Origin of the sequence: Acinetobacter pittii ATCC 19004 = CIP 70.29, from assembly GCF_000369045.1 — a bacterium.
In the GTDB taxonomy this organism is placed as follows: Bacteria; Pseudomonadota; Gammaproteobacteria; order Pseudomonadales; family Moraxellaceae; genus Acinetobacter; species Acinetobacter pittii.
In genome coordinates, this window is the sequence record NZ_KB849786.1 from 1,171,005 (window position 1) to 1,192,856 (window position 21,852).

Consider the following 21,852-nt stretch of genomic DNA (forward strand, 5'->3'; position numbering starts at 1 on the left):
ATTCCTCCCAGCTATTTGGCTACATGCTTATCTCCATTCACGATATCACCCCGTTGCTTACCAACTTTTACTTTGGTTTTATTCTGGGTGACTGGAGCATTATTAACAGTTTGTTTTTTAGCATTATATTGGGTGCCATTTCCAGTGTTGGAAATCTCAGTTACGACATTTTTTGTCGCATCCTCACCACTTAATAACAACATCAAAACTTTATTTTTTATTTCAGTAGTTGATTGCTCATATTTTTGAGCAATGATTAGCGCTTCTGGGCTTACTAGTGGGACTACTTTTTGACCTGTAATAATGTAATCAACATCAAGGCCATAATCTTTTAAAAGCAGCAACTTATCTAAAGGTATATTTCCTTTTTCACACCAATTATAAAGTGTATTACGAGCAATTCCTAAGTCTCTTGATAACTGACTAACTCCAATTCTATCTACTTCCGCGCGCAATCTTTCATTAAAATTGTTCAAAATAATGATCATCCATTATTGACATGCTCAAAATATTGAGCAATTATAAAGTCCAAGGTTCAACTTAAATCGAATTAAATCGCACAAATTAGAGGGTCAAATTTATGACGATTAAAACTCCAGCTCAAGTCAAAGCCCAGTTTGAGAAAACAGGTGAAACCGTTACTGATTGGGCTATTCAACATGGTTACACCCCACAAGATGTATATAAGGTTTTGAATGGTCAAGCCAAATGTAAGCGTGGAAAAGGTCATCAAATCGCTGTCCAACTTGGCATAAAACCAAACAGTGAGAAAAATATCACTGCTTAACCTAATGTGCACATTTTTGCACACTTTTGCACAAGGGAAAAGATATGGGACCAAAAAGAAAAGTTAACGAAGTGCTAATCATCATTTATGTGCTGATTTTTTGTATGAGTTTTAGCTTTGTTGGATGGGCAATGGCAGAGCAAGACAACCAAATCCTCCGAGATGAACTTGTATTACCCAAACACAGCTTAGGAGATGGTCACTAATGTCAGCAACAAATAAATCAGCAGAGAAAGTTCTACGTGTTTTATTCGCGCTACGCGGTCATTACGTTTTCGGCCTTAGCAATAAACAGCTTTCTGAAAGCTTGAAAGAAACACCTGTATTTATTACTCGCGCACTCCAAACCCTTGAAGCGGATGGTTGGGCAGAAAAACGTGACAACGGCAACTATGCCCCAAGTGTGAAGGCGGTCAAATTTGCAACAGCTTGTAAAGAAGAATATGACCGTGTTCAAGCACGAATTAATGAATACAACCAACGTCTTAACACACAGTTTTAATAAGGTTTCGTTATGAGCAATGAAGTAGTCACTGAAGTTGAAATTCAAAATCATACAAAGGCTGTTGCAGGTTTAGCAACGCAACTTGGTTATGAAGGAGCTTTAACTGTTGGTGTATTGGAAGATGAAATTCGCTTTTTCCAACAACGTACTGTTGAAGCAGTGATGGAGCTTGGCAAGCGCTTATTAATCTTAAAAGAGATTACACCGCATGGTGAGTTTAATAAGCGCGTTGAGATGTTGAATTTCACCCCACGTATGGCACAAAAATTTATGTCAGCGGTGTTGAAATTCTCAAAAACGAATTCGAGTTCGCTTTTGCAGAAAGCTGGAAATCAAACAAAGTTGCTTGAGCTTGTGACGCTAGATGACGATGAAATACAAGTCATCGAACAAGGTGGAAGCATTGGTGAGGTTTCTTTAGACAGCATTGAAACTATGTCAGTACGCGAATTAAAAGATGAACTTCGCAAAATTAAAGCTGACAAAGAAGCTGGTGACTTACTCCTCCAAAAGAAAGACCAAAAGATTAACGAACTAGATGCAAAGCTCACAAAGCTCCAGAGTCCTGTTCAAATCAAAAAACGCGCTGAATCCGAAGAGCAACTAATTGCAGCTAAAGCTTTAGAAGAAGCCAACACCGCATGTTTAACAATGCACAACGACACAGTGCGTTTTAAAAATACGGTCAACTCAGTTTTAGACACCATCAACGAGCATGGCCTTTACAACATCCAAGAGCAACTTGAAGCCCTCGTAATCAGCGCATTTCAACAGATTGCCCAAACTAGTGTTGAGCTAGGAATTCAAATTGATTTTGAAACGATGGTAAACCCAGCATGGTTACCTGCGGATCAAGACGCTGCTGCATTTGATGCAACAAACGTGGAGCAGTAATCATGACAAATCCAAACTTAGCAAAACAAGATTATTTGCGTGAGATTGCAGCCAAACTTACTGCTGCTGAGTTTGGTGGGAAAGCTGCGATTGTTAAAACTGCTTGTGACTTTTTAAGTCTTAGCAAACCGCAACTTTACCGTGAACTTGAAAAAGTAGGTTTTAAATCTGAACGCAAACAACGCTCTGACAAAGGCAAAACAGTAGTACCAACTGAAGTAGCTGAAATGATTGGTGGCATGGTGCATGTGGCAACACGTGCCAATGGCAAAAAAACTTTACCAGTAACAACAGCACTTGAAATGCTCATTGCAGATGGTAAAGCGCCAAAAGTATCAGCGGCAACTGTTTCACGCATCATGAAACAAAACATGTGCCATCCAAAACAGTTAGCAACACCATCGGCACATACACAGCAAAAATCGCTACACCCGAACCATGTTTGGCAAGTCGATGCATCTGTCTGTGTTTTGTTCTACCTCCCGCGAGGTGGTATGCAAGTCATGGATGAGAAAAAGTTCTACAAGAACAAACCTGCCAATGTGAAGAAAATCGAAAATGATCGTGTGATTCGCTATGTCATGACCGACCACTATTCAGGTTCAATTTATGTTGAGTACGTGTACGGAAGTGAAAGCTCTGAAAACTTAATTGAGATTTTCTTAAACGCTATTCAAAAACGCTCAGCTCAAGAACCTATGCACGGTGTGCCAAACATCCTCTACACAGACAAAGGTTGTGCCAACACCAGCGGATTGTTCAGGAATTTACTTGAACGCCTTGATGTAATGTTTATGGCCCATGCAACTGGTAATTCACAAGCAAAAGGTCAAGTTGAAAACGCTCAAAATATTGTTGAAACACAGTTTGAAGGCCGTCTGCGTTTCATGCAGATCAACAACATCCAAGAACTAAATGCGAAAGCAGCTGATTGGCGCATGTACTGGAATGAAACCAAAATTCATAGCCGTACTAAGCGCAGCCGTAATGCTGTATGGCAAACCATTAAGCCTGAACAATTACGCATTGCTCCACCGATGGAATTATGCCGAGAACTTATCAGCACAGTACCAGTTGAAAAAACAGTAAAAGCCAACCTTACCGTTAGTCATGCCATTCAGGGCTATGGCTCACAAGACTATGACGTTCGCCATGTTGATGGGGTTTATCCGAAAGCTAAATTGCAAATTGTTGTCAATCCATACCGTGCGCCATGCATCGATGTATTGACCAAGGATCAGCATGGCAATGAAGTCATTTTCACATGTGAACCACTGCAAGTTGATTGGGTCGGTTTTGGGAATGATGCGGCTGTTATTGGTGAAGAAATCAAATCAATGCCTCAAAGCGCAATTGATGAAAACCGTAAACGCATTCTCAAGAACGCCTATGGCGCTGACACGCTGGAACAAGTTGACAAAGCAATTGCCAAGAAGAAACCAGCCTATGAAGGCCAGCTCAATGCTATGGCAGACGTTACAGCGGTTGAAGTTCCGACTTACATCAAACGTGCTGGTGAGCAAGTCACAACACCAAAACAACGTCGTGAATCTGCACCTATTTCAACAGTAGAAGCAGCAAAAGAAATCCGAGGCTTAATCGGTGACCTGTGGACCACGGATCACTACAAAGCCCTCAAAAAATCTTATCCAGATGGTTTAGTCCCTGCCGATGCAGTACGTGAAATTGCTGAAGCAATCAAGGCTGAACAAGAACTTCCACAACAACGACCACAACTTCGCGTTGTCGGTTAAGGAGCAACCATGAAACAAAAAGACTGCTCGACAAAACTCAAGGATCTAATTTTAGACAACGGAATTATACAAGCTGACTTAGCTCGATACGTACAGCTAAGCGCGTCATCGATCAACATCATCATCAACTGCCTGAGATGGCCGAAGAAGAATACTGAGTTTGTGAAAGCCCGTTTTAAAGAGTTCTTGATCAACGCAAAGATTAGCGAGACAGAAATTGATGACGCATTCAACGAAATGTTTGATGCACCACCGCAAAAAACACTTCTCGAACGACTTGGCTCAGAAGCAGCAAGTGAAAGAGAACTAGACCATGTGTATCGCGCATTAGTAGCACGACATGGAAACAAACAAATTAATGAACTTTTAAATGAGGACGAACAAGCCATGTTGCTCGCAAAACAGTCGTTGACTCCACAAGCTAAAAAACTGTTTGGCTTGTTTGATAACCCTTTTACAAATGAAGTTCGCGCAGTTGAAGAACTGTTTTTGAACAGCGATATCAACTATGTGCGTCAAGCACTATATCAAACAGCAAAACATGGCGGATTCATTGCAATTTCTGGTGAGTCGGGTTCAGGTAAATCGACTTTACGACGCGACCTTTTAGACCGTATTCGTCGTGAAAAATTACCAATTTTAATTATCGAACCATACGTCATTGCAACTGAAGATAATGACATTAAAGGTAAGACACTTAAATCAAGCCATATTGCTGAAGCAATTATTAATACGGTCAGTGCTGGTCAAGAAAAACCACGCATTTCTGCCGAGGGTCGTTTTCGCCAAGTTCATACGATTTTAAAAAATTCAAGCGAAGCTGGTTATAGCCATTTATTAGTGATCGAAGAAGCTCACAGCTTGCCAATTGCCACTCTAAAACAATTAAAGCGTTTCTTTGAATTAGAAGATGGCTACAAAAAACTAATTGGAATCGTCTTAATTGGTCAGCCAGAACTTGCAAACAAATTAAGTGAGCGTAATCCCGCAGTTCGTGAAGTTGTTCAACGCTGTGAGAGCGTGACACTTGAACCTTTAACAAATACTTCATTGGTTGAGTACTTACAACACCGAGTAAAAAGCGTTGATAAAAAGCTGGAGTCGATCATCACTGAAGACGGTATTCAAGCAATTGTTGACCGCCTAACTCATATCAATAGCGCTGGCAAAACCACACGCTCACTTTTATATCCACTTGCCATTGGCAACTTGATTACCAGTTCAATGAACCTCGCAGCGGAAATTGGCGAGGACGTTATCACCCGCGACATCGTGATGGGGGTTTAAGCATGAATTTTAATTTAAGAAATGTACTGACTGTGAGCTTTTCGCTCTGGGCCTTTGGGGTTGCTGTGGTGATGGCTGTATTAGGAGGTTGCAATGGATAAGGAATACGTCATTGGCATGGTTTGCATCACGATCATGGTCGTTGCATGTGCTGGTTTTAACGCATTAAGCAAAATTTTCGGAGGTTGAGATGGCTGATTTCGCAGATGTTGCAAGCACATTGTCTGAACAGGATTTAGACCATGCACTTGCCAACATTAAACACTTTGACCAAGTCAGCAACTATGAATGTGAAGACTGTGGTGCAGAAATTCCAGAACGTCGTCGCGCTCTAGGCAACGTAAAGCTTTGCATTGACTGTCAAACAGCAGTTGAAAGCAAATCTAAGCATTTTCGAGGTGGTCTATGAACATCAAACAGAAACGCCAGCACTTCAACAAAGACTTAAATAAGTTAGTTGATAACAAACATGCGGTTATTCCCAATGAACTTACATGGGAACAGCTTCAGAAAATTTCTGATGATCCTGAATTTTTTGAACTGTACCAAGAAGCCTTACAAGGGGATTCTGGTGAAGACTGTGCTTGCCTAATTATCAAGGCAATCCACAACGCATTGTTGCGACTTGTTGGGAGTCACTAAATGAGAACTAGATGCCCAGCTTGCGGAGCAACAAACAGCCTAGATGCCCTATTAGGGCATGGTGAAGCCAGCAAAGCTTTTGTTGCTTCACTAAATCTGGTTGGTGATTTAGCTACGCCACTGGTCAAGTATTTGGGAATGTTCCGCCCTCAAAATCGTGAACTTACTTTTGATCGTACAGCTAAGTTACTTGGCGAAATTGCACCAGATGTTAACGCTCAACAGATAAAACGTGGTCATCAAAGTTACCCAGCTCCTAAAGCTGCTTGGATCTGGGCAATCAACACCATGCTTGAGCGTCGCGACCAAGGCAAATTGCAGTTGCCATTAAAAAATCACGGCTATCTGTATGAAGTGATCAGTTCATTCAAGCCAGAAAATGCGCCAGCTCCAGTCGAACGCACACCAACTCCAACACGTGCAAAAACTGAAGCTGAACGTGCAGCTGATCAGGCTCAACATGACCGTCAAAAATTCACACGCCCAAATACAAGCGTTACCGAAATGATGGGCTTTATCCATATGAATGAGAAGCAACCTGAGCGCGGGCTGAAGAACATTCCCAAAGAACAACTTATGGCGCATGTCTCTCAAAACAAGCAGCCAGATGAAACTTTAGAACAGTGTTACCAACGCCTTAAGGCTGCGGAAATTGAATCAGAACAAGGAGCAACACATGAATAAGCCTATTACAGAAGGTTATTGGGAAAACGCTTCAGGTGCATTTGTACCAGAAGCCAATGTCAAAGAAATTGACAAATTGCGCGACCAAACGGTTCGCAAACTTCATGAGAAAGCGAAAGAAATCCATGACCTTTTAAAGGAGTTCAAAATTGAAGGCTTTGCTGATATTGCCAGCTTTATCCAAATTTCTACCGACCAATACGGTGCAAAAGTTGGTGGCAATAAAGGCAACGTAACACTCATGACCTATGACGGACGTTTGAAAATCCAACGCAATATCGCGGAAAACATCAGCTTTGATGAGCGTCTGCAAGCTGCAAAACAACTCATTGATGAGTGCCTTGAAGAATGGACTGAAGGCAGCCGTGACGAAATCAAAGTCATCATTAATAACGCATTCCACGTGGACAAAAAGGGAGACATCAGCACAACCAAAGTACTTGGATTAAAACGCATTGAAATCAACCACCCGAAATGGAAGCAAGCAATGCAAGCCATTTCAGACAGCATCAACATTATTGGCAGCAAAGCCTACTTACGTTTTTACACCCGCGATGACGCTACTGGTGGTTACTTACCGCTATCTCTAGACATCGCATCTATTTCTTAAAACAGGAACTTTTAAACATGAATAAATCTGACTTAATCGCAAACATCGCAATGGACGCTGAATTAACTAAATCACAAGCAGCAGCAGCACTACAAGCGGTAGAAGATGCAATCGCTGCGGCTTTAGCTGAAGGCGGAAGTGTTTCTTGGATTGGCTTCGGAACTTTTACCGTAAAAGAGCGCGCTGCGCGTACTGGCCGTAACCCTAAAACGGGTGAAGAAATTCAAATTGCAGCTGCAAAAGCACCTTCATTCAAGGCAGGAAAGGCACTAAAAGAGGCTATTAAGTAATGGCAACAAAAGTAAATCACTTGGATGTTCTTGAGAAGAAAGGACTAAGAGTTGTTCGGAAATTCAACCTTTGCGGATATTTCGAGTACCACGTGTTGAATAGTTCTAACCAGCGCATTGCAAGAGACACAGTTCAGCAAAAAGCGATTGATCAAGCCTTAAATACACTCGAAGCATAAGCGAGAACAGAATGAAGTTTAAAGTTGAAGTTTCAAATATCTATGTCAAAGAACACGTTGTTGAGGCTGACGACCTTGCCCATGCGCTCGAAATTGCTTCTGAAATCTCAGACACGATGGAAGCAAATCAGCAAACTTTTTTTGAAAGCACATGGGAAGCCAAACCAGTTTCAAACGATGAAAAAGCTACATACCAACCTGAACAGGAATATTTGAAATAAGCGAAACACGGGCATGAGTGCCCGTGTCTGCTGGATGTCGTGATCCAGTACTGATGAGCAGCGGAGAAGAATATGGGTATGAAAAAATTAGTAACTATCACTATAGAGGCTCAAATTGAAATTGAGCTACCAGAGGAATTTAAAGAGTTATCACAACAAGATATTGATGGCATCAAAGCCTGTGGCTATGAAGATTTCAAGACTCAAGATGACCTCTATAAATATGCCGCTGAATTGGTTTTAAACGGTGGTGAAAATGGAAATTGGGATGTTTTCGGCTATGTAGTAGCTGACTGGAAAAAAGGTATGACAGGTATTCCAGCTAACTCCACTTTCTTCAATAGACAAGATTTACATATTACAGATTGTGAAGTTGAGGAAATTAAATGATCAACATTGAGGATTTGGAAAAGTTACCACCAGACGTGGTGGAAAGTTTGGGAGAGGTTTCATGAAAACTATGAGGCTGACAGATGAAGAAGCAAAAAAAATCTTTGAGCATCGTGCTGAGGTGCATCATAAAAAGGCTACCTTTGCTTTCCAAGTAAAGTCGATTCAAGTTGCAAATGCATATTTTGAATGGTGCAAGAAGGAAGGATTTTATACACCTAATCACGGAACATTTATTAATTCATTTGGCTATGAAGAACCTGATGCCAAAGTTATGTCTGAAGCCGTACAGCAAATATGGAAGCTTGTATTTTCATTTAAGATTCCGAAGGAGAAACCACAATGTTGATCATTGCTTATTTCGTTATTTTCTTCATCGGATTAGGAAGCTGTTTCAAAGAAGCAAAATTGGCTTGGATAACACGTAATAGCTTGGGTTTAACCATTTTTGAGAAACGTGCCTACACGATAAAAGCAGGCATTGCCATTCTAATCGCTCTTTGTGGTCTAGGTGGCTTGATAGAGGCAATTATCCGTTCTGGAGTGTTGCTATGAAATTCAATAAGAAAGCTAATCTGATCAAGCTAATTCATGTGGGCAAAACAAATCTTAAATTAGATGATGAGCTTTACCGCGACATTCTTACTAGTACTACTGGTAAAACCAGTTCAAAAGATTTGAACCTAGCACAGCTTGAAACTGTGCTAGATCGCTTTAAACAACTTGGCTTTGAGATTGAATCAAAAAATAAATCTGGAGTTAAAAATTTAGCTAATGATGACCAAAGTAAATTAATCCGCCATTTATGGTTACAGCTTCATGAAGCTGGTCAAGTCAGAAATAGTAGCGAAAAAGCTTTAGCAAAATTTGTAGAGAAAAGAGTTGGTGTGAGTGCCTTGCAATTTATGAGCAGTCATCACGCAGACATGATCATTAATCACTTACGACAATGGTGCAAACGTTGCGGCATTGAAAGAACAGAACAATAAGAAAGTAAAAACCCCAGTGCGCCAACACTGAGGTTTTCAATTCCACCCACCGACGAAAGTAAGAGGAGATAAATCATAAGACTGCTAAATCTTAACATGGGATAACAGCGGGAGCAATTATGGTTTATCGTCCTCACATCACTGATGCACAACAACTATTTTCTGATGAAGAACTCATTGCACTTATGCCAAAAAACTTTGCATTTGTGGCGAAGCTTATCGGTATAAAACCAGCTTTGAGCCTTATTGAGAGCTATGGTGGCATCTTAGTTTTTGTACCCCACAAGCACGCTCTAGGCATTCATCATGAGCTTTCACAGATTATCGGTTATTCAAAGCTACAGCTGCTCTCAGAGCATTTAGGGAATAACTCAATAGAAGTGCCTATGGCGACAACAATCACGATTGCCATGCGTAACAGAACGATCCGTGAAATGGCTGCAAAAAAAGAAAGTCGCTCAAAGATAGCCCGTAAATTTGGCGTGACTATCAGAACAATCCGCAGTATCGTAAATGGCGAAGAAAAGCTTAAATTCCATTTAGACCAGAATCTGGATTTATTCGAATAAAAAGCGGACTCCAAAGCCCGCTTTTTCTATTTCACTGTATGAAAAATCTTTTCAAATCTCATCCCACTTAGTCCCATCTTATCCCACAAAATCCCACAATTATCTCATTACTCTTATATATTTATATTATTAGGTATCACACCTGATCATGGTGATTATGTGATCGCTTATAGCTTAGAACAATAATTAAGAAAGGCAAAAGAGAGTATTTCTCTTTTGCCTTATCCTTTAATATATTTTTTATATAAAAGAGTAAAAGTAAATTCTATATTTTTAACTAGATAGCTTTACCAAATAGTAAAAAAGTGCTTGATGTTGTTGCTAAACTTGAAATAGTCTTATGGTCAATTCAGCCTGAACGCTAGATATAGCTTAACTATTGACCAGTTCCTTAGGATTTTTTACCTATAAATAAAACCTTAACTTTTATTAAGTTTTGTTTAACTTAACATTGTGAATTTTAATTAAAAATAAACATTATTAAGTTTTAAACCTTAAAAATAAGGTGTTTTTTGTTGGAAAAACGAGCTTAAATATATACTTATATTATATTTATATAATTTATTGGGTTGCGCTAGAATGGTCGACGCAGATTATTACTATCCAGTAATAATTTGTATTTCAGGAATTTAAGCTTTTATGGCTTAAGGCTCATCGAAAGATGGGCCTTTTTTTATGGGTGAAAGAAAATGTTTTTATCTTGCTCAATAGCCTAAGCAAAATTAAAAGTTAAATAATGAATAAAATCACAAAAAATAGTCTTTAATGACAAGAAGTGTATGATTTGATAAATTAAAGCCACTTGATAATAATAGGTGATGTAATGAGATTTTTGGTTCTTGCAACTTTATCTGGTTTAGCTTTGATGGGTTGTGCTTCTGTTCAGCAAGCACCGAATACACAAGAGACAATCCGCTATGCTTCTAGCCCATGTTTTGGCGCATGTCCGATTTATTCTGTAGAAGTAACACCTACAGGTTTAATTCGCTTTGAAGGTAAACAATACACTAAAGCTATAGGTGTTAAAGAAATTCAAGGTAGCGTTAAAGATTATAAAAAACTTGCAGATGATCTAAAAACTTATCGCCCTGAAACAGGTACACAATCAAAAACTGCGGGTTGCCAGCAAACAGCGACCGACATGTCTAGCTATTACATTACTTGGATTCAACCTAATGGCACAGAAACTAAATTAAGCCATTACACAGGTTGTATCTCTCCAGCAAATAATAGATTGAATAAGGTTATGGAAAAGTTACCTGAACAATTAGGCATTAAAGATCTAATTTAATGACAAAAGCCCCAAAATCTTGGGGCTTTTTCTTGTTAAGAAGAATTATAAACTCAAAAGTTTTATATTAAGTATTTCTAAAAGAATCAGCGTATAATACAGATTATAAAAACATATATTGTTAAGAGTGGTTATATGTCAAATATTGTCTATACCTTTTTTGGTGGTTTATTACTAGGCATCGCAACAGTTGGGTATTTATATATAAATGGCCGTATAGCCGGAATCAGTGGTTTGCTTGCTCAAGTCATCAATCCTACTAAAGACACCTTTAAGAGTTCGGCATTCTGGTTTATTGCGGGACTCGTGATTACACCTTTCATATATGGTTATTTTTATCAGCCTGAAATTGAAATTAAAGCTAATACATTTGCACTTATTCTAGCAGGTGTACTTGTAGGCTTTGGAACACGGTTAGGGTCGGGTTGTACAAGCGGTCATGGTATTTGTGGTATGAGCAGGTTATCAAAACGCTCGATGATAGCGACAGCAGTTTTTATGTTTGCTGGCATGTTAACGGTTTATATCATTCGTCATGTGATGGGGTAATCCTATGAAAAACATTTTTGCTTTTTTATTTGGTAGCTTATTTTCATTAGGTTTAATGATCTCTGGCATGTCTAATCCAGAAAAGGTATTAGCTTTTTTAGATATTTTTGGGCAGTGGGATATTAGCTTAATGTTTGTAATGTTAGGTGCTATTGCTGTGGCATTTATTCCATTTCAAAAGGCTATAAAAACTCCTAAAACACTCTTTAATGAACAAATTCAATTACCAACGAATACACAGATTGACCAAAGGTTAATTGTTGGTGCTTTTATTTTCGGTATAGGCTGGGGAATAGCAGGTATATGTCCAGCGCCCGCTTTAACTCTGATTGGATTAGGGCATTTTGAAGCGCTTTATTTTATTGTCGCAATGTTATTAGGAATGTTTATTTACCGAATTTTAAATAAAGGAAATTAAGCCTATGCAACAACCTCTAGTAAAAGATTTTTTTGATGAAAACACCAATACTTTTAGCTATGTTGTTGCGGATTTAGCGACTCTTCAATGCGCTATTATTGATAGCGTGCTTGATTACGATGCCGCATCGGCCACTACAAAAACATCCAATGCTGATCTGATCGTCGATTATGTCTTGGCGCAAAACTTTAAAGTACAATGGATTTTAGAAACCCATGTACATGCGGACCATATGACTGCGGCTCAATATTTAAAATCTAAATTGGGCGGTACAATTGCGATTAGTCAAAAAATCTCGGTAGTACAAGAAACATTTTCGGCTATTTATAATTTTGACTTTAAGAAATTCAATGAAAATCAACCTTTTGATTATTTGTTTGAAGATTATGAACATTTCAAAATAGGGGAGATAGAAGCCTATAACATTCCTACACCAGGGCATACACCCGCTTGCTTAAGCTATGTGATTGCCGATGCTGTTTTTGTCGGTGATACTTTATTTATGCCTGATTATGGTTCGGCCAGATGCGACTTTCCTAAAGGAAGTGCTGCTGAGCTTTATGATTCGGTACAAAAACTTTATACACTTCCCGACAATATGCGCATGTTTTTATGCCATGACTATAAGCCCGAAGGTCGTGATGAATATGTCTGTCAAACAGATATAAAAACTCAAAAGCAAAGCAATATTCATTTAAATCGACGAGTTTCTAAAGAATCATTTATCAAAATGCGTCAAAAAAGAGATGCTACTTTGGCAATGCCAAAATTAATTTTGCCTTCAATTCAAATTAATATGAATGGTGGAAATTTTCCAGAACCTGAAGCGAATGGGATCCGTTATTTGAAAATTCCGTTTAATTATTTTTAGAAATAGCCTAAGCATTCATCCGCGATCGTTCTATCTATTCAAATAGCCTAAGCAAACAATAAAATTTACCCTGTCGAAATAGCCTAAGCAAGATTTAAAGAACTTGTCTTAAATCCCGCGAAGTCTCTTGCAATAGCGGCAGAATATGTTGAATTAAATATTCTTCAGTTGTTTTCATAGTTGGAGAAACAATATTTAAAGCTGCAACCACTTTAAAGTCTTGTCCATAAATTGGTACGGCGAGTGCATGAACTCCTAATTCGTGTTCTTCACGCGAATAACACCAATCTTGTTCTCGAATCTCTTGTAGTAACTCTAAAAATTTATCATTTTCGACATGCGTATATTTAGTTAAACGCTGAAGAGGATATTTTTGGAGCCAGTCCAATTGTTCTTCTTGGCTTAAATGTGCCAGTAAAATTTTACCCGCAGATGTCGCATGAGCAGGCAGACGGTTACCTAAGTGTAAGCCGTATGGATTTACACGGTCAGTTTGTTGGTGGGCCGCACTACGAGCAATAGTAATGGCTTCATAACCATCAAGTACCATCACCGAATAAATGAGAGAAGTTTGGTTAGTTAACAGATTTAATAAAGGCTGAGATACTTTCGGAAGCTGGGCTGCACCTAAATAAGCTCCTGAAAATTTAAGAACTTTCGGAGTTAAATAGTAATAGTGACCATCTGACTCAAGATAACCTAAATATTCTAAAGTTAATAAATGACGTCTTGCTGCTGCTCGGGTAAGCCCAGTTTTTTCAGCAGCCATAGAAATGTTTAAACGATGTTGATTACTACTAAAGCTATCTAAAATCGCCATGCCTTTACCAATACCAGCAATGTAATCTTCATGACGAATCGTTTTTTTGTTGTCCTGATTCTGGATTATCCGTTCATCTTTACTCATTACTGATCCTTGTACGATAGAAGCTTAGTAGATCAATTTGCTTTACTGAAAAAGTTTAATAATTTCATGTCGCAGAAATTGATGTCTTAAATTATCCCTTAAATCTTCGTGCCAAAACATACCCATTTTAATGTTGGTTATCTCAAAAGGCAGAGAATGTAAGCAAATTTCATGACTATAAGACAAATGCTGCAAAATCATTCGAGGCATGGTGAGTATTGCGTCGGCTTGGGCTCCTAAAACTTGTAACGCCGTTGAATAGTTTTGACAGCGCATAAATACATTTCTTGAAATTTTTTGGTGTTGGTTTAAATAAATATCTTCAAGTAAAGCGCCCGTACGGCGTGACGAAACACCAATGTGCCGACCACTGATATAACTAGCTAAATCGACTTCTTTAAGTTGGCTGCAAATGACAAACTCATCTGTTACCAAATGATCAAAGGTAATTTTTGGAGATAAGTATTGTTCTAGGTCAATCACGAAATCGAGCTGTTGTGTCGCCAAGTCCGCCATAATATGTTTTCGATCTAGCTTCATACTCACAAACTGCAAATCTAAATTAAGATTTTGAAAATGTTGAGCCAGTCTTGGAAGAATAATCGGCTCAATTTCATCATGCACGGCGATTTTTAAGCTTTTTAAACTGGTTGGATCAAAAACATGTTTCTGTTGGCTAATATTTTGAATCGTTAAAAGTGCTTGCTTAACAGTTGGGTAAATCTGCTCGGCAAAAGGAGTGGCAGACATTTTATTGCCTACACGTATAAATACATCATCTTCAAGTTGCTGACGTAAACGCTGCAAAGCATGACTTGCTGCTGACTGCGTAATATTAAGGCTACTTGCCGCGTTTGAAATACTTTTTTGCTCATAAATCGCAATAAATAGTGGATATAAATTGATATCGATTCGGTGAAAAAAGCTTAGGTCTAGGCCATGCAGGTTATGAATATTATTCATGAGGTGTTATTTAATAAAATCATTTCATTCATATTAAGTTTCAAGTTATGTTGATGTAAAGACCAGATAATGATGTGAAGGAAAAAAGAATGTTTGAACTTTCAAAGAAAGCTCAAGATTTTGCTGAGCGAACAAGAAAATTTATTTTAGAAGAAATAGAACCTATCGAAGCAAAATTTTGGGAAGAGGTTCATGAGTTAAATCCAGATGGGAACTGGAAAAAATGGCAGTGGCCTGAACTGTTAGAAACTCTGAAAACTAAAGCTAAACAAGCCGGTCTTTGGAATATGTTTTTACCCGATGAAAAGTTGGGTGCTGGGTTAACTGTTCAAGAATATGCGCATATTGCTGAATTGACTGGCCGCAGCTTATTGGCACCTACCGTTTTTAACTGTAATGCACCAGATACGGGAAATATGGAGGTGTTATGGCGCTATGGCAGTGAACAGCAAAAACAACAATGGTTACAGCCTTTATTGGACGGAAAAATTCGCTCTGTTTTTTGTATGACTGAACCAGATGTTGCGTCAAGCGATGCAACCAATATGCAAGCGACTGCACTCATCGATGGTAATGAAATTGTTTTAAATGGCAAAAAATGGTGGTCTTCTGGTTTAGGTGATCCAAATGCCAAAGTCATTATTTTTATGGCGCATACCCCAGATGAAACCAAAGACCGTCATCATCAACACTCTATGGTTTTAGTACCGATTGATACCGCAGGTGTCGAAATTCAACGTATGTTACCTGTGTTTGGTGACTACGATGCACCGCATGGACACGGTGAAGTTCATTTTAATAATGTTCGAGTGCCTCTCGAAAACTTTATTGGCGGAGCGGGGCAAGGTTTTGAAATTGCACAAGGGCGTTTAGGGCCAGGACGTATTCACCATTGCATGCGTTGTATTGGCGCTGCTGAAAAAGCGCTAGAACTCATGATTGATAGAGGCATGTCTAGAACGGCGTTTGGCAAAGAAATTTTAAAACTCGGTGGAAACCTCGAACGCGTGGCTGATGCTCGAGTCGCCATAGATCAAGCCAGACTTTTAACCTTGTATGCTGCTTATAAAATGGATACTTTAGGGAATATGGCTGCTTTAACAGAAATATCTGCAATTAAAGTAGTCGCTCCGAGTGTTTTAGAAAAAGTAGTCGACATGGCGATTCAGCTACATGGCGGTGCAGGCGTTTCAAGAGATACGCCATTAACGGGTTTCTTTGCCCAAGCACGCAGTTTACGTTTAGCTGATGGTCCAGATGAAGTACATAAAGGCATGATTGCCAAATTAGAGTTGGCCAAACGTGGTTATGGTCGTCATAAGAAAGTATAAGTTTAAAGGAAGTGAATATGTCGGTAATTGATGTAGGCGGTGAAGTACGTGAAGGTGAAGAACTTGATATTGGGGCAGTTGAAAACTGGTTAAAGAACCAAGGGGTTGAGCTGGTTGGCCCAGCAGTTGTTACTCAATATACGGGCGGGGCGTCGAATTGGACTTATCGTTTAAAATATGAAAATACCGATTTAATTTTGCGACGTCCCCCAAAAGGAACAAAAGCGAAGTCAGCCCACGATATGGCCCGTGAATATATGGTGCAGAAAAATCTTGCGCCTTATTATCCAGTGCTTCCTAAAATGGTTGCACTTTGTCAGGATGAATCGGTCATTGGCTGTGATTTTTATGTCATGGAACGCATTGAAGGTATTATTGCTCGTGCAAAATTACCGCCTGAGCTTGGCTTTAATGAAGAAGATGTTCATGAGCTTTGTGTAAATGTTATTGATAAGCTGATTGAGCTACATCAAGTACCTTATGAGAACACGCCTTTAGCTGAATTAGGCAAAGGTGCGGGATATTGCCGTAGACAAGTTGAAGGTTGGGATAAGCGCTATGAAAAAGTCCGCACAATTAACGTTCCTTCATTTAAATATGTTCGAAAATGGCTAAACGATAATATCCCTCAAGATTCTACGACTTGTATTATTCACAATGATTGGCGTTTTGATAATGTGATTTTAGATCCAGAACATCCAACAGAAGTGATTGGTGTGCTCGATTGGGAAATGGCAACTTTGGGTGATCCATTAATGGATTTAGGCAGTGCTTTGGCCTATTGGGTTGAGCCAACGGATAACATGATTTTTAGATCGACGCGCCGTCAGCCGACTCACTTAAAGGGAATGTTCTCACGAAAAGAAGTCGTTGACTATTATTTGCAGAAAACAGGATTGGAGCCTCAGAACTGGGCTTTTTATGAAGTCTTCGGTGTATTCCGTTTAGCAGTGATTGCCCAGCAAATCTATTACCGTTATTACCATAAACAAACCCGAAATCCTGCATTTAAAGATTTCTGGATCGTGATTCATGCGCTACATATCCGAGCTTTAAAACTTATCGCACAGCAAAAATTGCAAGAATCTGAATTTGCTCAGCAATCTCTACAGAAAATACAGGGTATTTTAAGAAGATGACCACAATTTATCTGGTAAGACATGGACAGGCATCATTTGGTAAAAGTAACTATGATGAGCTGTCTGAAAATGGCGAGGCTCAGGCGACTTTGTTAGGTCGTTATTTTAAGCAAATATTGAAAGAACAACCGTATGTGGTTGCTGGAACTATGCAGCGTCATGAGCAGACTGCAAAGCTCGCACTTGATGAATGCTTTCCAGATGCGGTGATTCATCATAATAATTTATGGAATGAGTTTAACCATCAACAGGTTTTTGCCCGTTATGAACCGCGTTTTGAACAGCCTGAACTGTTAAAAGCTGACGTAGCACAAGAACAGAATCCACGCGCATATCTTGCCAAAATATTCGAAGGTGCCATTGGACGATGGACAGATGGTGACTTTCATCATGAATATGATGAGTCTTGGCCACACTTTAAAGAAAGAGTCGAAACGGCGTTGCAGCAACTTTGTGATGAGTTAGCAAAAACCGAACCTCGCTATGCAGTTGTTTTTACCTCTGGTGGAGTGATTTCTGTAGCAATTGGCAAGCTGCTTGAACTTAGCCCTAATCGAACTTTTGCGTTGAATTGGGCAATCACGAATACAAGTCTCACGACTTTGCGTTTGATTGGAAATGAAGCTCAGGTTTTAAGTTTAAATGAACATCATTTTATAAAAGCTAAGCGTCCAGATTTACTGACATGGATTTAAAATAAGGATAAAAGCATGGCAAAGACGATTTTAATTACAGGCGCAAGTTCTGGATTAGGCGCAGGTATGGCGCATGAATTTGCAGCGAAAGGTTATAACTTGGCGATTTGTGCACGCCGTTTAGACCGATTAGAGACTTTAAAAACCGAACTTGAAAATGAGTACGGTATAAAAGTCATTGCAAAAAGTCTGGACGTAACTAATTACGATCAGGTTTTTGAAGTATTTCGTGCCTTTAAACAAGAATTTGGCTATTTAGACCGAATTATTGTAAATGCCGGAGTAGGCAATGGCCGTCGTATTGGTAAAGGTAATTTTGAAATTAACAGAGCCACAGCTGAAACAAACTTTATCTCTGCCTTAGCACAGTGTGAGGCGGCGACTGAAATTTTTAGAGAGCAAAACGCTGGTCATTTGGTGATGATGTCATCCATGAGTGCGATGCGTGGATTACCAAAACATTTATCGACTTATGCGGCAAGTAAAGCTGCAGTTGCTCACTTGGCCGAGGGTATTCGTGCTGAATTACTAGATACTCCAATTAAAGTCTCAACCATTTTCCCAGGTTACATCCGAACTGAAATGAATGAAGGTGCTAAACATTTACCTTTTGAAGTTGACGCCAAAACAGGATGTAAAGCTTTAGTAAAAGCTATCGAAAAACAACCTGTAAAAGCTTATGTGCCACAGTGGCCATGGTTACCCATGAGTATTGTTATGAAGGTTTTACCATTAAAGTTGGTCAATAAATTAGGATAAAAAAATTACCCCCTAAGTTTTAGGGGGTAATTTTTATTTAGAATTTTTTGGTGTAATTGACGAATAAACGGTCTTCGCCAAAGTCATTGCCATGTTTTACATTGTAATCAATACGAATATATTGCAGGGCCACGCCTTTTAGGAACGGTTGCTGAAATGCGTAGTTTAAAATCACATTCGATTCGGTTTCATGGTTTTTTTCACCATTGGCAGCTTTAAAGTCATGTCCGTAAACATATTTCACCATCGCATTTAGGCCCGGAACATAATCTTTAAAGTCATAGCCGTACATGACATGGTAAGACTTTTCATCTTCTTTAAAGAAGCCCGTAGCATTCCAGTTAATAAAATAAGTTTCTGGTAAGAAACCATCTGGTAATGGGTAAGCTGATTCACCAATAATTTGTTGGTAGCCCAAGCCAAAGGTATGGTTTTTTACTTTGAGCGTTTCTAGCACCCCGATGTTCTGCGCATCAATATCAAAAGTATTGCCATCATCTTTTGCATTAAAGTATTTAAACTTAGAGGTCAGAGCAAAACTTGGTTGCTTCCACGTATGTTCCAGTCCTACATAGTGTTTGTTATACAGATCTTCTAAATTACCGAAGTAATATTCACCCTTTAAAGACGGCGTGAATTGATAGCGCAGGTCAATGTAGTTCAAACCATCAGATTCTTTAGTAACCCCATTTGATGTGAAAGAAAACTTTTTAAAGTCTTCTTCATTTCGTGGAGATACTTTTTCAACCCGACCAATTTCTGCGTAGAGTTGGTCTGAAAGTTGTGACTTTAGGTTGGTTCCCCAATACGAAGTGAGTAACTGACGACTAGCATCTACGGCAGTTACAGGTAAATCTAGCCAGAGTTCACCGACACTTAAAAGAGTTTTGTCATAACCCAGCTTTAAAGTCGCACCGTATTTTAAGAAGTCAGAGGCTTGAGATTGTGTTTCTTTATTAAAAGGCAAAACTGTATCCGCAACATGTTTGTCTGAACTTAAGCGCACGGCGTATTGAACAGAAGCATCAGCCCCAATCGTGATTGGCTTGTCTGCAATGACTAACGGGGTGTCATGCATTTTCGATTTATAAAATAATGACGCTGCCTGAGACCAACTACCAGTGTCTTTGAGTGCATCATTATCAAAATCACGGTTAATGTAGGCATTTTTTAAAGTGAATTTCCATTCATCTTCAGTTTGCTGATTTGGATTTGCGGCCCATGAGTTGCTACACATAAGTATTAAAGTGGCAACAGCTAAAGTGCGTGGTTTAAAACGGTGAAATAATTCCATAATCCATTTCCAAAAAGATGCGCCAGTCCTCGGCACTACGTAATTTTGAATATTTCGGTACTCTCTAAGCGTTTAGTTAGAGAGTACATTTTTGCAATTTGTGAGATCTATTAATTTAATTTTTCAAGCTTCATACTTTCACTAAAGAATTTGCAGCCTTTGAAAAGCAGAATTAAAGCAAGTACACAAGACAAACCACCTACAATAGATAAAAAAGAGCCCACCATTAACGTACTACCAAAAACTTTATCTGTAATAATGGCTACCAGTGTTGTGCCAATACCGAGTCCAATTAAGTTACTCACCAAAAGGAAGAGGGCAGAAAGGCGTGCTCTAAACTGGTTTGGGGCTAACATTTGCAAAGCAGTTGCTGAAATCACTAAAGGGAAAGATGCAAAGAACATTGCAGGAATCAGTAAGCTAACTGAAAGCCAAAGCTGATCTGTTTGGGTAAAAAATGCAATTGGAATAATCAGGCCAACAATACCAATTACACCCGTGAACATCGGCGCATCTTGACGGCCTTTTTTGATAAACCAGTCATTTAGCCAGCCTGCACAAAATACGCCTAATGTATTTGCGACTAACAGAATGGTACCAAGCATATAGCCTGTTTCAGTCGGCGCGAGTTGAAACTTACGAATATAAAATGCAGGTGTCCAGCTAGTTAGGCTATAGAGTGCCATTGCATAAAAGGTAAAACCTAAATAATGACAAGCAAATGTTTTCGAATGTTTTTTAATAAACTGAAGACATTGTGTGAATTTAACTTGGTCAACTTGTCCATTTTGGTTGAGCTGTTGGCCTTTACGTGCAGGGTCTTTAACGGTCAAAATAAACAGCAAACCAATAATGATGCCGGGTAAACCCACCACTAAAAAGGCAATTTGCCATGCTTTAAGTGCGCCTAATAATGGAACTTCAATGAGTGTCACACCTTTAAGCAGGTTAATGACATAACCGCCAACTAAGAAGGCAATACCTCCACCTAAAAAAGCGCCAATTGAATAGATCCCGACAGCACGCCCTAGTTTGTCTTTACTAAACATGTCGCTAAACATTGAATAAGCCGCTGGAGATAAAGCCGCTTCACCGACACCTACCGCCATACGGCTTAAGAACAGTTGAATAAAGTTTTTACTTAAACCGCAAGTTGCTGTTGCCAGACTCCAAACAATAATCCCGATTGAAATTAGTTTTGGTCGTGAAAAACGATCGGCAATGTAGGCTAAGGGTAAACCCATAACGGCGTAAAACAGTGAGAAGGCGAGGCCATGTAATAAGCTAAATTGAGTATCTGAAAGTTGGAGATCTGCTTTGATGGGTTCAATCATCAGCGCCAGAATTTGGCGGTCAATAAATGAAAATATATATGCCAACATACAAAGTATGACCACATACCATGCATATGCATTGCTTTTCTTCTGTGTCCTTTCAACAGCGATATTACTTTGGTTCATACACTTAATCCTTATGTATAAAACGCTTAAAGAAATTGATATCTAACTTTTATTATTCCTCTAAAGTTTTCGATATTTCCCCCTTTTAGATAAGAATAATAAATAGGCTAGAAATGAGTAATTTGGTCTCGTACAGACCGGAAGAGTGCGTCTAAACCCAATTAGGAGTTAATGGGATTTTTAAGATCATGGAATTATTATTTTCTTTTTATATGTAAAATTCCATTACTTATTAAGTATGTTAGAATACCTAAAAAGTATGTTAAGTAATTATATATAGATAAATTTATGATATAAGAATTTGATTTTATTAATTTTTATTGTTTTAACGAAAGAGCAGCTAAAGAAAAAGAAATTTTTAACTGCTCTAAGAG

31 protein-coding genes and 1 other RNA gene are annotated in these 21,852 nt (G+C 39.0%); 27 read left to right on the forward strand and 5 right to left on the reverse strand.

The window, feature by feature from the left end; all coding sequences use genetic code 11:
- Positions 1-11: 11 nt before the first annotated feature.
- Positions 12-476 (reverse strand): helix-turn-helix domain-containing protein, encoded by a 465-nt coding sequence (locus F928_RS09675; protein WP_228681180.1) that lies wholly within the window; start codon positions 474-476, stop codon positions 12-14.
- 104 nt (positions 477-580) lie between these two features.
- Here F928_RS09675 and F928_RS09680 point away from each other — a divergent pair, with 104 nt between their 5' ends.
- The 23 genes from F928_RS09680 to F928_RS09780 all read left to right on the forward strand — a co-directional run bounded on the left by F928_RS09680 (position 581) and on the right by F928_RS09780 (position 12,930).
- Positions 581-787, forward strand: coding sequence for a DNA-binding protein (locus tag F928_RS09680; RefSeq protein WP_005074102.1), 207 nt, complete (start codon positions 581-583; stop codon positions 785-787).
- Between the two features lie 44 nt (positions 788-831).
- Positions 832-993, forward strand: coding sequence for a hypothetical protein (locus tag F928_RS22445; RefSeq protein WP_005074103.1), 162 nt, complete (start codon positions 832-834; stop codon positions 991-993).
- Positions 993-1,289 carry a MarR family transcriptional regulator gene (locus F928_RS09685; RefSeq protein ID WP_005074106.1) on the forward strand — a complete coding sequence of 99 codons (297 nt, stop codon included), beginning with the start codon at positions 993-995 and terminating at the stop codon, positions 1,287-1,289. The genes F928_RS22445 and F928_RS09685 overlap by 1 nt, the downstream gene beginning before the upstream one ends.
- Positions 1,290-1,301: 12 nt before the next feature.
- A complete protein-coding gene (locus tag F928_RS09690) occupies positions 1,302-2,186 on the forward strand; it encodes a DUF3102 domain-containing protein (RefSeq protein ID WP_005074107.1) in 885 nt (294 codons plus the stop codon).
- A 2-nt stretch (positions 2,187-2,188) separates the two neighbouring features.
- On the forward strand, positions 2,189-3,940 hold the full coding sequence (locus tag F928_RS09695; RefSeq protein ID WP_005074110.1) for a DDE-type integrase/transposase/recombinase: 1,752 nt from the start codon (positions 2,189-2,191) through the stop codon (positions 3,938-3,940).
- Between the two features lie 9 nt (positions 3,941-3,949).
- Positions 3,950-5,227 carry an ExeA family protein gene (locus F928_RS09700; protein ID WP_005074113.1) on the forward strand — a complete coding sequence of 426 codons (1,278 nt, stop codon included), beginning with the start codon at positions 3,950-3,952 and terminating at the stop codon, positions 5,225-5,227.
- A 190-nt stretch (positions 5,228-5,417) separates the two neighbouring features.
- Positions 5,418-5,636, forward strand: a complete 219-nt coding sequence (locus F928_RS09705; protein ID WP_000752926.1) for a TraR/DksA family transcriptional regulator — start codon at positions 5,418-5,420, stop codon at positions 5,634-5,636.
- On the forward strand, positions 5,633-5,869 hold the full coding sequence (locus F928_RS09710) for a hypothetical protein (RefSeq protein WP_005074116.1): 237 nt from the start codon (positions 5,633-5,635) through the stop codon (positions 5,867-5,869). Before F928_RS09705 ends, F928_RS09710 begins: the two co-directional genes overlap by 4 nt.
- Positions 5,870-6,553 (forward strand): DUF2752 domain-containing protein, encoded by a 684-nt coding sequence (locus tag F928_RS09715; RefSeq protein WP_005074118.1) that lies wholly within the window; start codon positions 5,870-5,872, stop codon positions 6,551-6,553.
- Entirely contained in the window at positions 6,546-7,163 is a 618-nt protein-coding gene (locus tag F928_RS09720) for a DUF3164 family protein (RefSeq protein WP_005074120.1), read from the forward strand. Before F928_RS09715 ends, F928_RS09720 begins: the two co-directional genes overlap by 8 nt.
- A 17-nt stretch (positions 7,164-7,180) precedes the next feature.
- Positions 7,181-7,453 (forward strand): HU family DNA-binding protein, encoded by a 273-nt coding sequence (locus tag F928_RS09725; RefSeq protein WP_005074123.1) that lies wholly within the window; start codon positions 7,181-7,183, stop codon positions 7,451-7,453.
- On the forward strand, positions 7,453-7,632 hold the full coding sequence (locus F928_RS09730; RefSeq protein ID WP_005074125.1) for a hypothetical protein: 180 nt from the start codon (positions 7,453-7,455) through the stop codon (positions 7,630-7,632). The genes F928_RS09725 and F928_RS09730 overlap by 1 nt, the downstream gene beginning before the upstream one ends.
- Before the next feature lie 11 nt (positions 7,633-7,643).
- On the forward strand, positions 7,644-7,853 hold the full coding sequence (locus tag F928_RS09735) for a hypothetical protein (RefSeq protein WP_005074127.1): 210 nt from the start codon (positions 7,644-7,646) through the stop codon (positions 7,851-7,853).
- Positions 7,852-7,920, forward strand: an RNA gene (locus F928_RS21930) — hammerhead ribozyme type II. The genes F928_RS09735 and F928_RS21930 overlap by 2 nt, the downstream gene beginning before the upstream one ends.
- Before the next feature lie 5 nt (positions 7,921-7,925).
- Entirely contained in the window at positions 7,926-8,243 is a 318-nt protein-coding gene (locus F928_RS09740) for a hypothetical protein (protein WP_005074131.1), read from the forward strand.
- 61 nt (positions 8,244-8,304) lie between these two features.
- Positions 8,305-8,592, forward strand: a complete 288-nt coding sequence (locus tag F928_RS09745; RefSeq protein ID WP_005074133.1) for a hypothetical protein — start codon at positions 8,305-8,307, stop codon at positions 8,590-8,592.
- Positions 8,586-8,798 (forward strand): hypothetical protein, encoded by a 213-nt coding sequence (locus F928_RS09750; RefSeq protein WP_005074135.1) that lies wholly within the window; start codon positions 8,586-8,588, stop codon positions 8,796-8,798. Before F928_RS09745 ends, F928_RS09750 begins: the two co-directional genes overlap by 7 nt.
- Entirely contained in the window at positions 8,795-9,232 is a 438-nt protein-coding gene (locus tag F928_RS09755) for a gp16 family protein (RefSeq protein ID WP_005074136.1), read from the forward strand. Before F928_RS09750 ends, F928_RS09755 begins: the two co-directional genes overlap by 4 nt.
- A 119-nt stretch (positions 9,233-9,351) precedes the next feature.
- Positions 9,352-9,801: a Mor transcription activator family protein gene (locus tag F928_RS09760; RefSeq protein WP_005074137.1), complete on the forward strand. Its 450-nt coding sequence runs from the start codon at positions 9,352-9,354 to the stop codon at positions 9,799-9,801.
- 832 nt (positions 9,802-10,633) lie between these two features.
- Entirely contained in the window at positions 10,634-11,092 is a 459-nt protein-coding gene (locus F928_RS09765; RefSeq protein ID WP_014206923.1) for a DUF6438 domain-containing protein, read from the forward strand.
- Between the two features lie 135 nt (positions 11,093-11,227).
- Positions 11,228-11,641 (forward strand): YeeE/YedE family protein, encoded by a 414-nt coding sequence (locus tag F928_RS09770; protein ID WP_005074138.1) that lies wholly within the window; start codon positions 11,228-11,230, stop codon positions 11,639-11,641.
- A gap of 4 nt (positions 11,642-11,645) precedes the next feature.
- Positions 11,646-12,059, forward strand: a complete 414-nt coding sequence (locus F928_RS09775; RefSeq protein ID WP_005074141.1) for a DUF6691 family protein — start codon at positions 11,646-11,648, stop codon at positions 12,057-12,059.
- Between the two features lie 4 nt (positions 12,060-12,063).
- Complete coding sequence (locus F928_RS09780) at positions 12,064-12,930, forward strand: MBL fold metallo-hydrolase (protein WP_002120908.1); 867 nt, start codon at positions 12,064-12,066, stop codon at positions 12,928-12,930.
- Positions 12,931-13,024: 94 nt separating this feature from the next.
- On the opposite strand, the gene pcaU is transcribed toward F928_RS09780, so the two are convergent.
- Both pcaU and leuO read right to left on the reverse strand, forming a co-directional pair.
- Entirely contained in the window at positions 13,025-13,837 is an 813-nt protein-coding gene (pcaU, locus tag F928_RS09785) for an IclR family transcriptional regulator PcaU (protein ID WP_002120879.1), read from the reverse strand.
- A gap of 42 nt (positions 13,838-13,879) precedes the next feature.
- On the reverse strand, positions 13,880-14,800 hold the full coding sequence (leuO, locus tag F928_RS09790) for a LysR family transcriptional regulator (RefSeq protein WP_002121073.1): 921 nt from the start codon (positions 14,798-14,800) through the stop codon (positions 13,880-13,882).
- Positions 14,801-14,889: 89 nt separating this feature from the next.
- Here leuO and F928_RS09795 point away from each other — a divergent pair, with 89 nt between their 5' ends.
- From F928_RS09795 to F928_RS09810, 4 genes are read left to right on the forward strand one after another with little or no spacing between them, the layout of a single operon-like run.
- On the forward strand, positions 14,890-16,131 hold the full coding sequence (locus F928_RS09795; RefSeq protein WP_005074144.1) for an acyl-CoA dehydrogenase family protein: 1,242 nt from the start codon (positions 14,890-14,892) through the stop codon (positions 16,129-16,131).
- A gap of 17 nt (positions 16,132-16,148) precedes the next feature.
- Positions 16,149-17,270 (forward strand): phosphotransferase family protein, encoded by a 1,122-nt coding sequence (locus tag F928_RS09800; RefSeq protein ID WP_005074145.1) that lies wholly within the window; start codon positions 16,149-16,151, stop codon positions 17,268-17,270.
- Complete coding sequence (locus F928_RS09805; RefSeq protein ID WP_002121108.1) at positions 17,267-17,965, forward strand: histidine phosphatase family protein; 699 nt, start codon at positions 17,267-17,269, stop codon at positions 17,963-17,965. Before F928_RS09800 ends, F928_RS09805 begins: the two co-directional genes overlap by 4 nt.
- A gap of 15 nt (positions 17,966-17,980) precedes the next feature.
- Positions 17,981-18,724 (forward strand): SDR family oxidoreductase, encoded by a 744-nt coding sequence (locus F928_RS09810; protein ID WP_002120998.1) that lies wholly within the window; start codon positions 17,981-17,983, stop codon positions 18,722-18,724.
- A gap of 37 nt (positions 18,725-18,761) precedes the next feature.
- Here the strand turns inward: F928_RS09810 and F928_RS09815 are convergent, their stop codons facing one another.
- Positions 18,762-20,018, reverse strand: a complete 1,257-nt coding sequence (locus F928_RS09815) for an OprD family outer membrane porin (protein ID WP_005074147.1) — start codon at positions 20,016-20,018, stop codon at positions 18,762-18,764.
- A 110-nt stretch (positions 20,019-20,128) separates the two neighbouring features.
- Positions 20,129-21,478: a spinster family MFS transporter gene (locus F928_RS09820; protein ID WP_005074149.1), complete on the reverse strand. Its 1,350-nt coding sequence runs from the start codon at positions 21,476-21,478 to the stop codon at positions 20,129-20,131.
- Between the last annotated feature and the right edge of the window lie 374 nt (positions 21,479-21,852).